Source organism: Chromobacterium sp. HL1 (assembly GCF_057418835.1).
The window spans coordinates 5007410-5020332 of the sequence record NZ_CP162399.1 but is presented as its reverse complement, the minus strand read 5'-3'; the positions used below and the strand labels follow the sequence as shown (position 1 = coordinate 5020332).

At 65.4% G+C, this 12923-nt stretch carries 11 protein-coding genes; 6 read left to right on the top strand and 5 right to left on the bottom strand.

All coding sequences use genetic code 11. The features are described 5' to 3' along the window. The first annotated feature begins 165 nt into the window (after positions 1-165). From AB1Z25_RS23000 to AB1Z25_RS22980, 5 genes are all read left to right on the top strand, one after another. Positions 166-1287 carry a Re/Si-specific NAD(P)(+) transhydrogenase subunit alpha gene (locus tag AB1Z25_RS23000; protein ID WP_107801503.1) on the top strand — a complete coding sequence of 374 codons (1122 nt, stop codon included), beginning with the start codon at positions 166-168 and terminating at the stop codon, positions 1285-1287. 10 nt (positions 1288-1297) lie between these two features. Then, positions 1298-1594 (top strand): proton-translocating transhydrogenase family protein, encoded by a 297-nt coding sequence (locus AB1Z25_RS22995; protein WP_019101645.1) that lies wholly within the window; start codon positions 1298-1300, stop codon positions 1592-1594. Positions 1595-1603: 9 nt separating this feature from the next. Beyond that, entirely contained in the window at positions 1604-2980 is a 1377-nt protein-coding gene (locus AB1Z25_RS22990) for an NAD(P)(+) transhydrogenase (Re/Si-specific) subunit beta (RefSeq protein WP_486636240.1), read from the top strand. Positions 2981-3154: 174 nt separating this feature from the next. After that, complete coding sequence (locus tag AB1Z25_RS22985) at positions 3155-3829, top strand: META and DUF4377 domain-containing protein (protein WP_227106042.1); 675 nt, start codon at positions 3155-3157, stop codon at positions 3827-3829. Between the two features lie 65 nt (positions 3830-3894). Beyond that, entirely contained in the window at positions 3895-4572 is a 678-nt protein-coding gene (locus tag AB1Z25_RS22980; RefSeq protein ID WP_227106041.1) for an META and DUF4377 domain-containing protein, read from the top strand. Between the two features lie 194 nt (positions 4573-4766). Here AB1Z25_RS22980 and pgi read toward each other — a convergent pair whose 3' ends face one another. The 5 genes from pgi to zwf form a co-directional block, all read right to left on the bottom strand. Continuing rightward, positions 4767-6425 carry a glucose-6-phosphate isomerase gene (pgi, locus tag AB1Z25_RS22975; RefSeq protein WP_107801507.1) on the bottom strand — a complete coding sequence of 553 codons (1659 nt, stop codon included), beginning with the start codon at positions 6423-6425 and terminating at the stop codon, positions 4767-4769. A gap of 5 nt (positions 6426-6430) precedes the next feature. After that, positions 6431-7282: a transcriptional regulator HexR gene (gene hexR / locus AB1Z25_RS22970; protein WP_048415130.1), complete on the bottom strand. Its 852-nt coding sequence runs from the start codon at positions 7280-7282 to the stop codon at positions 6431-6433. A gap of 4 nt (positions 7283-7286) precedes the next feature. Then, on the bottom strand, positions 7287-8312 hold the full coding sequence (locus tag AB1Z25_RS22965) for a glucokinase (protein WP_227106040.1): 1026 nt from the start codon (positions 8310-8312) through the stop codon (positions 7287-7289). Continuing rightward, entirely contained in the window at positions 8293-8970 is a 678-nt protein-coding gene (pgl, locus tag AB1Z25_RS22960) for a 6-phosphogluconolactonase (protein ID WP_486636239.1), read from the bottom strand. The genes AB1Z25_RS22965 and pgl overlap by 20 nt, the downstream gene beginning before the upstream one ends. 369 nt (positions 8971-9339) lie before the next feature. Continuing rightward, entirely contained in the window at positions 9340-10818 is a 1479-nt protein-coding gene (gene zwf / locus AB1Z25_RS22955; RefSeq protein ID WP_107801510.1) for a glucose-6-phosphate dehydrogenase, read from the bottom strand. Between the two features lie 254 nt (positions 10819-11072). On the opposite strand from zwf, the gene edd reads away from it, so the two are divergent. Beyond that, a complete protein-coding gene (gene edd, locus AB1Z25_RS22950; RefSeq protein ID WP_486636238.1) occupies positions 11073-12923 on the top strand; it encodes a phosphogluconate dehydratase in 1851 nt (616 codons plus the stop codon).

Here is a 12923-nt window from a genome sequence, read left to right as displayed (position 1 = left end):
CCCTTTCACTGTCGAAATTGTCCGACGGTATACGGTCGGCAATATAAGTGTTGCGCGGAAAAATCCCGCATGCCTTTAATTGAATTCAAACGCTCGTTCGATTTTGCGCCGCACGGGCGTTCGCTATCTGGAAACTTTGTTATCTAATCGCAGGAAAGGAAGACCATGCATATCGCTATCCCAGCCGAGAGGCTGGCCGGTGAACACCGCGTGGCCGCTACGCCGGACACGGTGAAGAAGCTCGTCGCCGGCGGCCACGCCGTCACGGTGGAAAGCGGCGCCGGCCTCGCGGCCGCGCAGCCGGACGCGGCCTATCAGGAAGCCGGAGCCGCCATCGCGGCGGACCGCGCCGCGGCGCTGGCCCAGGCCGACATCGTGCTGACGGTGCGCCCGCTGGACGAGGACGGCATCGCCGCGCTGAAGGACGGCGCGGCGCTGATCGGCCAGCTCAACCCCTATCACAACCACAGCCTGCCGGCGTTGGCCGCCAAGCGCGTCTCCGCCTTCGCGCTGGAGCTCTTGCCGCGCAGCACCCGCGCGCAGAGCATGGACGTGCTCTCCAGCCAGAACAATATCGCCGGCTACCGCGCGGTGCTGCTGGCCACCCAGCACTATCCGCGCTTCATGCCCATGCTGATGACCGCGGCCGGCACGGTGAAGCCGGCGCGGCTGCTGATCCTGGGCGTGGGCGTGGCCGGCCTGCAGGCCATCGCCACCGGCAAGCGCCTGGGCGCGGTGGTGGAGGCCTTCGACGTGCGGCCGGCCACCAAGGAGCAGGTGGAGTCGCTGGGCGCCAAGTTCATCGAGGTGCCGATGAGCGAGGAAGAAAAAATGGCCAATAGCGGCGTCTACGCCAAGGAAATGTCCGAGAGCTACCGCCAGCGCCAGGGCGAACTGGTGGCCAAGCACGCCAAGGCGGCGGACATCGTGATCACCACCGCGCTGATCCCCGGCAAGCCGGCGCCCAAGCTGCTGTCGGCCGATGTGGTGGCGGAGATGAAGCCCGGTTCGGTGATCGTGGACCTGGCGGCGGAAACCGGCGGCAACTGCGCGCTGACCCGGCCCGGCGAGACCGTGCGCCTGGACAACGGCGTCACCGTCGTCGGCCAGACCAATCTGCCCGGCCTGCTGGCGGCGGACGCCTCCAGCCTGTACGCCAAGAACTTGCTGACCTTCCTCGGCCTGCTGCTGACGCCGGAAGGCCTGAACCTCAATCTGGAAGACGAGATCCTGTCCGCCACGCTGGTGACCCACGCCGGCCAGGTCCGCTTCCCCGCCGCCGATTAAGGAGAACAAGATGGTCGATCCTTTCATCACCAGCCTCACCGTCTTCGTGCTGGCCGTCTTCGTCGGCTACCACGTGGTCTGGAACGTCACCCCGGCGCTGCACACCCCGCTGATGGCGGTGACCAACGCCATTTCCGGCATCATCATCGTCGGCGCCATGCTGCAGGTGGTGGACATCAACGGTTCCGAAATCACCCTCACCTCGGTGTTGGGCACCATCGGCATCTTCCTCGCCAGCATCAATATCTTCGGTGGCTTCCTGGTCACCCAGAGGATGCTGGACATGTTCAAGAAAAAGAAGAAATAAGGGACCACGATGGAAAACCTGTCCGCAATTCTTTATCTCGTAGCCGCGGTGCTGTTCATCCTGGCGCTCAAGGGCCTGTCCAGCCCCGCCTCCGCCTTGCGCGGCAACCTCTACGGCATGATAGGCATGCTCATCGCCGTGGCCACCACGCTGCTGATCATGGACAAGCCGGTGCTGGCGCTGATCGCCTCCGCCATCGTCGCCGGCGGCGCCATCGGCGCGTGGAAGGCCAAGACCGTGCAGATGACCGGCATGCCGGAACTGGTGGCGGCGATGCACTCGCTGGTGGGTCTGTCCGCGGTGCTGATCGCGGTGGCGGCCATCTTCCACAGCGGCGTGGAGCACACCCAGGTGCAAAAGGTGGAGCTGTTCATCGGCGCCTTCATCGGCGCGATCACCTTCACCGCCTCGGTGATCGCCTACGGCAAGCTGTCCGGCCGCTTCGGCTCCAAGGCCGTGAACTTCAAAGGCCAACACCTGCTTAATCTGCTGCTGGCCGTCGCCATGGTCGGCTTCGGCGTGGTCTATTTCCTCAGCGACAGCCAGGCCGCCTTCCTGACCATGCTCGCCATCGCGCTGGCCTTGGGCGTGACGCTGATCATTCCGATCGGCGGCGCCGACATGCCGGTGGTGGTGTCCATGCTCAACTCCTACTCCGGCTGGGCGGCCGCCGGCATCGGCTTCACGCTGAACAATCCGGTGCTGATCATCGCCGGCGCCTGCGTCGGCGCCTCCGGCGCGATTCTGTCCTACATCATGTGCAAGGCGATGAACCGCTCCATCGTCGCGGTGCTGCTGGGCGGCTTCGGCGCCGAGGCGGCCGCGGGCGGCGGCGCCGGCGACGGCGGGCCCAAGAACCACAAGTCCGGCTCCGCCGAGGACGCGGCCTTCCTGATGGCCAACGCCGACAGCGTGATCATCGTGCCCGGCTACGGCCTGGCGGTGTCCCGCGCCCAGCACGCCTTGCAGGAGTTCGCCGAAATCCTGCATCAGAAAGGCGTCAACGTGCGCTACGCCATCCACCCGGTGGCGGGCCGGATGCCGGGCCATATGAATGTGCTGCTGGCCGAAGCCGAAGTGCCCTACGAACAGGTGCAGGAGATGGAGGAGATCAACTCCGACTTCTCCAACACCGACGTGGTGCTGGTGATAGGCGCCAACGACGTGGTCAACCCGGCCGCGCAGAAGGACAAGACCAGCCCGATCTACGGCATGCCCATCCTGGACGCGCACAAATCGCGCAGCGTGATCGTGGTCAAGCGCTCGATGAACGCCGGCTACGCCGGTCTGGACAATGAGCTGTTCTATATGGACAAGACCATGATGGTGTTCGGCGACGCCAAGAAGGTGGTGGAGGAGCTGCTCAGGGGAGTGGAGCAGCTGTAAGGCTCCGCCCCATGCCTCCGGCATTTCAAAACCGCCCAATGTTTTAAGCTTGGGCGGTTTTTTGTTTCCATCTATTTCTATCCCCGCTTTTCCGCCCCGCCGCGCTTCACAAGCGGCGCCCGCCCGGTGTATTGTAAACAAATATTAGTTTTTGTTTATACATGGAGTATGGCAATGCAAAATACTGGCTTCTCCGCCCGGCGCCTGGCGGCGCTGTGGCTGGGCGCGCTGGCCTTGCCGCTGCCGGCGCTGGCCATGCCCAATCTGCAGGGAACCGAATGGCGGATGGTGGAACCCGCGCCGGTGGGCCAAACGGCGCCCACCCTGGCTTTCCACCCGGGCAAGATGACCGGCTTCGCCGGCTGCAACCGCTTCGTCCGCACCCTGGACGCCCAGGGCAAGCCGCAGGTGGCCACCACCCGCATGGCCTGCCGGCCGCCGCTGATGGAGATGGAGCAGCACTTCGTCGCCTTCCTCTCCAGCCCCTTCCGCGTCTTGCCGGACGGCCGCGCGCAAAAACTGGTGCTGAAATCGGAGCGCGCCGAATACCGCTTCGTGCGCCTGACCCCGGACGCCGATCCGGCGGCGCAGCCGGCCAAGCTGCAATACCTGTACGTGGCGCCGGAACGCCAGGCCTGCCGCAACGGCGAAGCCGCGCGCGACTGCCTGCAGGTGCGCGAACGCGCGGAACAGAGCTGGCGGCCGCTGCAAGGCGAAATCGCCGGCTTCCACCCCAAGCCCGGCGTCAGCTATTACATCAAGCTGAAACCGGCGGAGCAGGCCGATGCCGGCTCGCGCTGGACGCTGGACCGCATCGTTTACAGCGAGGAAGTCAGCAAGCTGCGCTGAACTCTTGAGAACGGCGGGCGCTCCAACCGCAGCCCGTCCCTGCCCTTAACCACGGAACATCGATAATGAAAAAATCGCTTTTGCTCGCCGCACTGACCGCAGCCGCCCTGAGCGCCTGCGCCACCCCGCAAACCGGAGCCAAAATGGACGCTCAAGCGGATATCAAACTGGAGGCACTGGCCGGCCAATGGAAGCAGGACGCCGCCGAACACCCGATCACCCTCAGCTTCAAGGACGGCGGCGTGTCCGCCCGCGCCGGCTGCAACGGCATGTTCGGCCCGGTGTCGCTGGAAGGCGGCAAGCTGGTCAGCAAGCAATTGGCCAGCACCTTGATGATGTGTCCGCCGGAGGCGATGGAGCGCGACCGCGCGCTGGCCGCCTTCCTGGGCGCCAAGCCCGCGGTCAAGCTGGCCGGCGACAAGCTGACCCTGCAGGCCGGCGACAAGACGCTGAGCTTTGACCGCCAGCCCTCGCTGGAAGGCGGCGTCACCCGCTTCGTCTACGTGGCCGCCGAGCGCAAGCCCTGCACCGGCGTGGCGCCGATGCAATGCCTGCAGATCCGCGAAAGCAAGGATCAGCCGTGGCAGCTGCACTACGGCGAGATCGAGGGCTTCAAGCCGGAGCCGGGCATCGCCTACCGTCTGCGCCTGAAGGAATTCAAGGTGGCGAACCCGCCGGCCGACGCTTCGTCCCTCCGCTGGGTGCTGGACATGGTGGTGGAGCAGGAAGTCGTTAAGAAATAACAGCCCATTCACGAGCTCGCGAGCAAGACCGGGCGTTGCGGCGGAGAAAGCGGAGCGCACACAGGGCGCATGAGCATTTCGAGGCTGTTTTCAACGCCGTATCGCCGCCGCGCGGCAGACCGTGCACAACGATGGCGTGATCCAAACAAAACGCGAGGCCTCGGCCTCGCGTTTTCATTGGTCCGCCGTCCGGCTCAGCACTTGCAGTCGTCGGCGTTGACCTGGCGGTACAGCTCGATCAAACGGCGGGTGGAGCTGTCGTGCTCGGCGTGCTTGAGCTTGCCGGTCAGTTCCGCGTGTATGGTCTTGGCCAATTGCTTGCCCAATTCCACGCCCCACTGGTCGAAGCTGTTGATGTGCCAGATCACGCCCTGAACGAAGATCTTGTGCTCGTACAGCGCGATCAGCGAGCCCAGATTGCGCGGGTTCAAGCGGCTCATCAGCAGGGTGTTGGTGGGGCGGTTGCCGCCGAACACCTTGTGCGGCACCAGCGCTTCCAGCGCCTCGCCCTTGAGGCCCTGCTCCGCCAGCTCCGCGCGCACCTCGTCCGCGGTCTTGCCGCGCATGAAGGCCTCGGCCTGGGCGAAGACGTTGGCCAGCAGGATTTCATGGTGGCCGGGCAGGCTGGAGCAGTTCTGCACCGAGGCGATCAGATCGATCGGCGAGATATGGGTGCCCTGGTGCAAAAGCTGGAAGAAGGCGTGCTGGCCGTTGATGCCGGTCTCGCCCCAGATGATGGGCGCGGTTTCGAAATTCACCGGCTGGCCGTCCAGCATCACCTGCTTGCCGTTGGACTCCATGTCCAGTTGCTGGATGAAGGCCGGCAGACGGTGCAGGTATTGATCGTAGGGCGCGATCACATGGCTGCCGCCGCCGTAGTAGTTGATGTACCAGACGCCTATCATGGCCAGCAGCACCGGCATGTTCTGCTCGAACGGCGCGTTTCTGAAATGCTGGTCCATGATGTGGGCGCCGTTGAGGAGTTCGGTGAAGTTCTCCTCGCCCAGGTAGAGCATGATGGGCAGGCCGATGGCCGACCACAGGCTGTAGCGGCCGCCCACCCAGTCCCAGAATTCGAACATATTCGACGGGTCGATGCCGAAGTCCGCCACCGCCTTCTGGTTGGTGGACACCGCGACGAAGTGCTTGGCCACCGCGCTTTCATCGCGCGAGCGCTGCAAGAACCAGTCGCGCGCGGTCAGCGCGTTGGTCAGCGTCTCCTGGGTGGTGAAGGTCTTGGACTCCACCACGAACAGCGTGGTCTCGGAATGGACCTTTTTCAGCGTTTCCTTGAGCTGGGCGCCGTCCACATTGGAGACGAAGTGCATGTTCAGCCGCGGGTGGCCGAAGGGTTTGAGCGCGCTACAGACCATCAGCGGGCCCAGGTCCGAGCCGCCGATGCCGATGTTGACGATGTCGGTGATGGGCTGATTGGTATAGCCCAGCCATTCGCCGGAGCGCACCGCGTGGGCGAACTTGCCCATGCGCTCCAGCACCGAATTGACCTTGGGCATCACGTCTTCGCCGTCCACGTGGATGGGCGAATTGGTGCGGTTGCGCAAGGCCACGTGCAGCACCGCGCGGTTTTCGGTGCTGTTGAGCTTCTCGCCCTTGAACATGGCCTTGATCTTGGCCGGCAGCCCGGCTTCGCGCGCCAGCTGCATCAGGCCTTTCAGGGTGTCGTCGGTAATGCGGTTTTTGGAGTAATCGAGGAACAGGCCGCCCACCTCCAGCGCATAGCGCTCCGCCCGCTCCGGATCGGAGACGAACAAATCGCGCATGTGCTGGTGCTTGGCCTCGGCAAAATGGTCCCATAGTGCCTGCCAGGCCGGTAGTTCGGTCAGTTCGCTCATGATGGTCAATCCTCTTCGGTTTTGTTGTCCAGCCTTCGGTTCTTCAGGCTGTGCTTGGTTTTTTCCAGCTGGCTGATCAGGCCCGGCCCGCGCTTGAGCGCCACGCTCACCGCCAGGATGTCGATCTGCACCAGGTGCACGATGCGCGAAATCATCGGGCTGTAGGTTTCATTGTCTTCCAGCGTGTCGGCGATCAAGGCCACGGTGGAGCGGCGCGCCAGCGGCGAACCGCTGGTGGTCAGCGCCACCACGCTGGCGCCGGCGGACAGCGCCACGTCCACGGCCTCCAGCAATTCCAGCGTGCGGCCGGAGCTGGAGATCGCCACCAGCACGTCGCCCGGGCCCAGCACCGAGGCCGCCATCATCTGGATGTGGGTGTCGGAATAGGCGACGGTGGGAATGCCGAAGCGGAAGAATTTGTGCTGGGCGTCCGCGGCGATGATGCCGGAGTTGCCCAGGCCGTAGAATTCGATGCGGCGCGCGTCGGTCAACAAGCGGACCGCGGATTCTATCGATTGCGGATTAACGTCGTTGCGGCACTTGAGCAGCGCGGACACGGTGTTGTCGAACACCTTGGCGACGATTTCCGAAGTCGGATCTTCCGGGCGCACGCTGGAATGCACATAGGGCACGCCGGTGACCAGGCTGCCGGCCAGCTTCAGTTTGAAGTCCGGCAGGCCGGAACAGCCCACGGTGCGGCAAAAGCGGATCACGGTGGGCTGGCTGACGCCGGCGTTCTTGGCGATGTCGGCCACCGCCGCCTGGATCACGGTGTAAGGCTGTTCCAGCACCAGCTCGGCCACTTTGCGCTCGGCCGAGGACAGGATCTCCAATTGGCTCCTGATACGTTCAAGCATGTATTTACTCTCCTGCCGCGCCGTCGTCAGGATGCGCCCGGAGTCGGGCGCGGGCACTCGCCAGTTCGGCCGCCAGATGGGCGGCCACGCCCGGCAGAGCCGGGTAGGAGCTGACGATCAGATAGACCGGAATCGCGGCCAGATAGCCGGACATCCGTCCCTTATCCTCGAAGCGGCGGCGGAATGGTGATTGTTCAAAAAAACCGCGTAGACGCGGCACGATACCACCACCTAGATACACGCCGCCACGGGCGCCGAGATTCAGGGCCAGATTCGCCGCCGCGCCGCCCAGCATGCCGCAGAACACTTCCAGGGTTTCGCGGCAGTGCGGACAGGCACCGGACAGACCGCGCGCGGTGACCTCGGCCGGGTCCAGCGCCGCGGCCGTTTCGCCGGCCCGCTCGCACAAGGCCTGATAAATCAAGGGGATGCCTGAGCCGGACAACAGACGCTCGGCGGACACGTGTCCGAAGCGCCGCATCGCGTAAAGCCAGATGTCGGCCTCGCGCTCGTCGAAGGGGGCGAAGCCGACGTGGCCGCCCTCGCCGGACAAGGGCGCATGGCCGCCCGGATAGGGAATCAGCGCCGACACGCCCAGGCCGGTGCCGGGGCCGATCAGCGCCAGCGGCGCGCCGGCTTCCGCCTCGCCGCCGCCGATTTGCAGCAGTTCGCTCGCCGGCAGATGCGGCAGGGCCAGCGCCAGCGCGGTGAAATCGTTGATCACCAACAGCGTGGTCAGGCCCAGCGCCTGGCGCGTGGCCTCGATGGAGAAGGCCCAATGGTGATTGGTCATCTGCACCCAGTCGCCCAGCACCGGGTTGGCGATGCCGAAAGCCGCGTGGGCGACCGCGCGCGCGCCGGCCAGGTCCAGATAGGCGCGCACCGCGTCCAGCAGCGTGGGATGGCCGGCGCAGGGCAGCACCTCGATGTCCTCGATCACGCCGGGCGCGGTCTCCAGCGCGAAGCGGGCGTTGCTGCCGCCGATGTCGGCCAGCAGCCGCGGCCATTGCTCAGGCAGACCAGTAGACATCCAGCTCCACCTTGTTCTGGACCAGGAAATGGCTGATCGGCAGCGCGTCGCTGACGCCCTGGGCGGCGGCGTCCAGCACCTGCCGCTTCTTGTCGCCCTGGATGGACAGGATCAGGCAGCCGGCGCGCAAGAGCGCGGCGTAACTCATCGACACCCGGCGGTGCGGCGCGGTCTTGGGCGTCACCGCCAGGAAGGCGGCGGCGGACGCCGGGTCCAGGCCGGCCGCCAGCTCGTCGGCGCCGGGGAATAGCGAAGCGGTGTGACCGTCCTCGCCCATGCCCAGGATGGCGACGGTGGGCGGAACGAAAGCGGCGTTGGCGCGCGCCACGTCGGCGTCGATGTCCGCGGCGTCGCCGACCAGGGGCAGGAAGCGCGCCTCCACGGCGCGGTCGCGCAGCAAGTGGACGCGCACCAGCGCGGCGTTGCTGTCCGGGTGGCTGTCCGGCACAAAACGCTCGTCCACCAGGGTGACGGTCACCTTGGACCAGTCTATCGCCATGGTGCTGAGCATATGGAAGAAGGGGATTGGCGATTTGCCGCCGGACACCGCCAGCACGGCGGCGCCCTGGCTGGCGATGGCGGCGGACAGCCGCGAGGCCACGCTATTGGCCAGCGCGGTGGACTGTTGCTCGCTATCGGAGAATTCTACGCAGTTCATCAGCGGCGCTCCGCGGGTAAGAAGTTAAGGTCAAACACTGGTGCGGTCATCGTCGCGAGCGCCTCGAGGTCGAAGCGAGACGCGCAGCCGTACGGTAGTACAGCGAGCACCGCGGCATTCGAGATCGAGACGCGCCACAAACGGTCAGCATGGGACAGCCATCGTCGCGAGCGCCTCGAGGTCGAAGCGAGACGCGCAGCCGTACGGTAGTACGGCGAGCACCGCAGCATTCGAGATCGGGACGCGCAGCAAACGGTCAGCATGGAGCAGCCATCGTCGCGAGCGGCCCGAGGTCGAAGCGAGACGCGCAGCCGTACAATGGTACGGCGAGCATCGCAGCATTCGAGATCGAGACGCGCAGCAGATGGATCAGCATTCCTCGTGCCAGCCTATCCCATCGCGTGATAGTAAAGCGCTGGACGCCGCCGGGCCCCAGGTGCCGGCGGTGTACTGCTTGGGCGGCAGATTGCTGCTGCGGCTCCAGCTGTCCATGATGGGCTCCACCCAGCGCCAGGCCTCGATCAGCTCGTCGCGGCGCATGAACAGCGCCAGCTTGCCGCGGATCACGTCCAGCAGCAGGCGTTCGTAGGCGTCGGCGCGGCGCACTTTGAAGGCTTTATAGAAGTCCAGGTCGAGGTAGGCCGGTTGCAGGCGCATATTGTCGCCCGGCTCCTTGGCCAGGAAGTACAGGCGGATGCTTTCTTCCGGCTGCAGGCGGATCACCAGCCGGTTGGCGGTGTGGCTGCCGCTCATCGGGCCGTTGAACAGCTGGTGCGGCACGTCGCGGAAGTTGATGACGATCTCGGCGACCCGCTCCTGCATCCGCTTGCCGGTGCGCAGGAAGAAAGGCACGCCGGCCCAGCGCCAGTTGTCGATCTCGGCCTTGAGCGCGACGAAGGTTTCAGTCTGGCTGTCGGCGGGGATGCCTTGCTCGTTCAGATAGCCGACCACCGGCTGGCCGCCGACGGCGCCGGCCTTGTACTGGCCGCGCACGGTCTTGGCCGCCACGTCCTGTTCGCTGAACGGGCGCAGCGCCTTCAACACCTTGAGCTTTTCGTCGCGCACCGCGTCGGCTTCCATATTGGCCGGCGGCTCCATCGCCACGATGCACAGCAGTTGCAACAGGTGGTTCTGCACCATGTCGCGCAGCGCGCCGGTGCCGTCGTAGAAATCGCCGCGGCTGCCCACGCCCAGATCTTCGGAGATGGTGATCTGCACATCGTGTATCCATTCGCGCCGCCACAGCGGCTCGAACAGCGCATTGGCGAAGCGGATCGCCATCAGGTTCTGCACCGACTCCTTGCCCAGGTAGTGGTCGATCCGGTACAGCTGCTCTTCCTTGAAGAAGCGCGCCACGTCGTCATTGATCTCGTTGGAGGAATCCAGGTCGGTGCCCAGCGGCTTTTCCAGCACCACGCGCACATTGCCGCTATTGAGGCCCACCGCCGCCAGGTTCTCGCAGATGCCGGCGAACAGATTGGGCGCGGTGGCCAGATAACAGACCACCACGCGGTCGTCGTCGCCCTTGAGCTTGTCCGCCAGCGCCGGGAAATCCCGCGGCTGCGAGGCGTCCACTTTCAGGTATTCGATCCGCGCACAGAAGCTGTCCCAGGCGGCGGCGTCGAAATGGGCTTTGACGTGCTGGCGCGAGTTCTTCTCGACAAAGGCCAGGTAGTCGTCGCGGCTCAAGTCCTTGCGGCCCAGCGCCAGGATGCGGCCCTGCTGATTGAGCAGGCCGGCGGCGTGCGCCTGATACAAGGAGGGCAGCAGCTTGCGCATCACCAGATCGCCGGCGCCGCCGAACAAGACCATATCGAAGGCCGGGGTTGGCGTAGTACGGGTATCCATCCTGATCTTCCATCTCGAGACGTTTGTAGATGTAGTTATATTACCACCAGCTTTTACCTTGTCCATGTCATCTCACTGACGCAGGCCGCTTTTGCAACACCTTTTGCCCCAAAGCAAACAATTCTCCCAATCGCAGCACTGGCGGGTGTTGCCTCGCGCCGCCGGGCGTATCATGGCGGGACGGCGCTGGAGCGCGTCTTGCATTTTGAGTGTAGTAAAACTACTATCAACCCACTTCAACACGGAACGTCATCATGGCCTTGCATTCCACCCTGTCCGCCGTTACCGAGCGCATCGTCAACCGGAGCCGGGCAACGCGCGCCGCCTACCTGGACCGCTTGCGCGCAGCAGCCCATCAGGGAAGGGTGGAGCGCTCGCAATTGTCGTGTACCAATCTGGCCCACGCCTTCGCCGCCATGCCCGACGGCATCAAGATACATCTAAAGGAAGAGCACCGCCCCAATCTGGCCATCGTCTCTTCCTATAACGACATGCTGTCCGCCCACCAGCCGCTGGAAACCTATCCGGCGCAGCTGAAGGAGGCGGCGCTGGCGGCCGGCGCCACCGCCCAGTTCGCCGGCGGCGTGCCGGCGATGTGCGACGGCGTGACCCAGGGCCAGCCGGGCATGGAGCTGTCCCTGTTCTCCCGCGACATCATCGCGATGAGCACCGCGGTGGCGCTGTCCCACCAGATGTTCGACGCCGCGCTGTATCTGGGCGTGTGCGACAAGATCGTGCCCGGCCTGCTGATAGGCGCGCTGTCCTTCGGCCACCTGCCGGCGGTGTTCGTTCCCGCCGGTCCGATGACCACCGGCATCGCCAACGATGAAAAAGCCAAGGTGCGCCAGTTGTACGCCGAAGGCAAGGTGGGCCGCGACGCGCTGCTGGAATCCGAATGCCAGTCCTACCACGGTCCCGGCACCTGTACCTTCTACGGCACCGCCAACTCCAATCAGATGCTGATGGAGATCATGGGCCTGCACCTGCCCGGCGCCGCCTTCGTCAACCCGGGCACCCCGCTGCGCGAGGCGCTGACCCGCGCCGCCGCCAAGCAGGCGGCCAAGATCGCTGCCCAGGGCAAGGCCTTCACCCCGGTGGGCGAGATGATAGACGAGAAGTCCATCGTCAACGCCATCGTCGGCCTGCTGGCCACCGGCGGCTCCACCAACCACACCATGCACATCGTCGCCATCGCCCGCGCCGCCGGCATCGATGTGAACTGGGACGATTTCGACGAGCTCTCCGCCGTGGTGCCGCTCTTGGTCCGCGCCTACCCCAACGGCAAGGCCGACGTGAACCACTTCCACGCCGCCGGCGGCATGGGCTTCGTGATCCGCGAACTGCTGTCCGCCGGCCTGCTGCACGAGGACGTGGGCACCGTGGCCGGCCGCGGCCTGTCTCGCTACGCGCAGGAACCGTGGCTGGATCAGGGCGAACTCAAATGGCGGGACGCGCCCGCCGACAGCGGCGACGACAGCGTGCTGCGCACCGCCGCCGACCCCTTCTCCGCCGACGGCGGCCTCAAGCTGCTGTCCGGCAAGCTGGGCCGCGCGGTGATCAAGGTGTCCGCGGTCAAGCCGGAACACCGGGTGGTGGAAGCGCCGGCGCTGATCTTCCACGACCAGAACGACATGCTGGCGGCGTTCAAGCGCGGCGAGCTGGAAAAAGACTTCATCGCGGTGATCCGCTTCCAGGGCCCGCGCGCCAACGGCATGCCGGAACTGCACAAACTGACCCCGGCCTTGAGCATCTTGCAAGAGCGCGGCTTCAAGGTGGCCCTGGTCACCGACGGCCGCATGTCCGGCGCCTCCGGCAAGGTGCCGGCCGCCATCCACGTCTCGCCGGAAGCCCTGTCCGGCGGACCGATCAGCAAGGTGCGCGACGGCGACCCGGTGCGGCTGGACGCCAATAGCGGCGAGTTGACCGTGCTGGTGGACGAGGCCGAATGGGCCGCGCGCGAACCGGCGCAGGCTGATCTGACACATAATGATTTTGGCATGGGACGGGACTTGTTCGCGGTGTTCCGTTCGGTGGCCGACCACGCCGAAGCCGGCGCCACCAGCTTCCGCCATCCCGACTTCCACCCCGCTTCTTGGAGAAAATGA

Excerpts from the sequence above, each read along its gene's own strand:
- AB1Z25_RS23000 (WP_107801503.1), top strand. The coding sequence starts at position 166 with ATGCATATCGCTATCCCAGCCGAGAGGCTGGCCGGTGAACACCGCGTG.
- AB1Z25_RS22995 (WP_019101645.1), top strand. The coding sequence starts at position 1,298 with ATGGTCGATCCTTTCATCACCAGCCTCACCGTCTTCGTGCTGGCCGTC.
- AB1Z25_RS22990 (WP_486636240.1), top strand. The coding sequence starts at position 1,604 with ATGGAAAACCTGTCCGCAATTCTTTATCTCGTAGCCGCGGTGCTGTTC.
- AB1Z25_RS22985 (WP_227106042.1), top strand. The coding sequence starts at position 3,155 with ATGCAAAATACTGGCTTCTCCGCCCGGCGCCTGGCGGCGCTGTGGCTG.
- AB1Z25_RS22980 (WP_227106041.1), top strand. The coding sequence starts at position 3,895 with ATGAAAAAATCGCTTTTGCTCGCCGCACTGACCGCAGCCGCCCTGAGC.
- pgi (WP_107801507.1), bottom strand. The coding sequence starts at position 6,425 with ATGAGCGAACTGACCGAACTACCGGCCTGGCAGGCACTATGGGACCAT.
- hexR (WP_048415130.1), bottom strand. The coding sequence starts at position 7,282 with ATGCTTGAACGTATCAGGAGCCAATTGGAGATCCTGTCCTCGGCCGAG.
- AB1Z25_RS22965 (WP_227106040.1), bottom strand. The coding sequence starts at position 8,312 with ATGTCTACTGGTCTGCCTGAGCAATGGCCGCGGCTGCTGGCCGACATC.
- pgl (WP_486636239.1), bottom strand. The coding sequence starts at position 8,970 with ATGAACTGCGTAGAATTCTCCGATAGCGAGCAACAGTCCACCGCGCTG.
- zwf (WP_107801510.1), bottom strand. The coding sequence starts at position 10,818 with ATGGATACCCGTACTACGCCAACCCCGGCCTTCGATATGGTCTTGTTC.
- edd (WP_486636238.1), top strand. The coding sequence starts at position 11,073 with ATGGCCTTGCATTCCACCCTGTCCGCCGTTACCGAGCGCATCGTCAAC.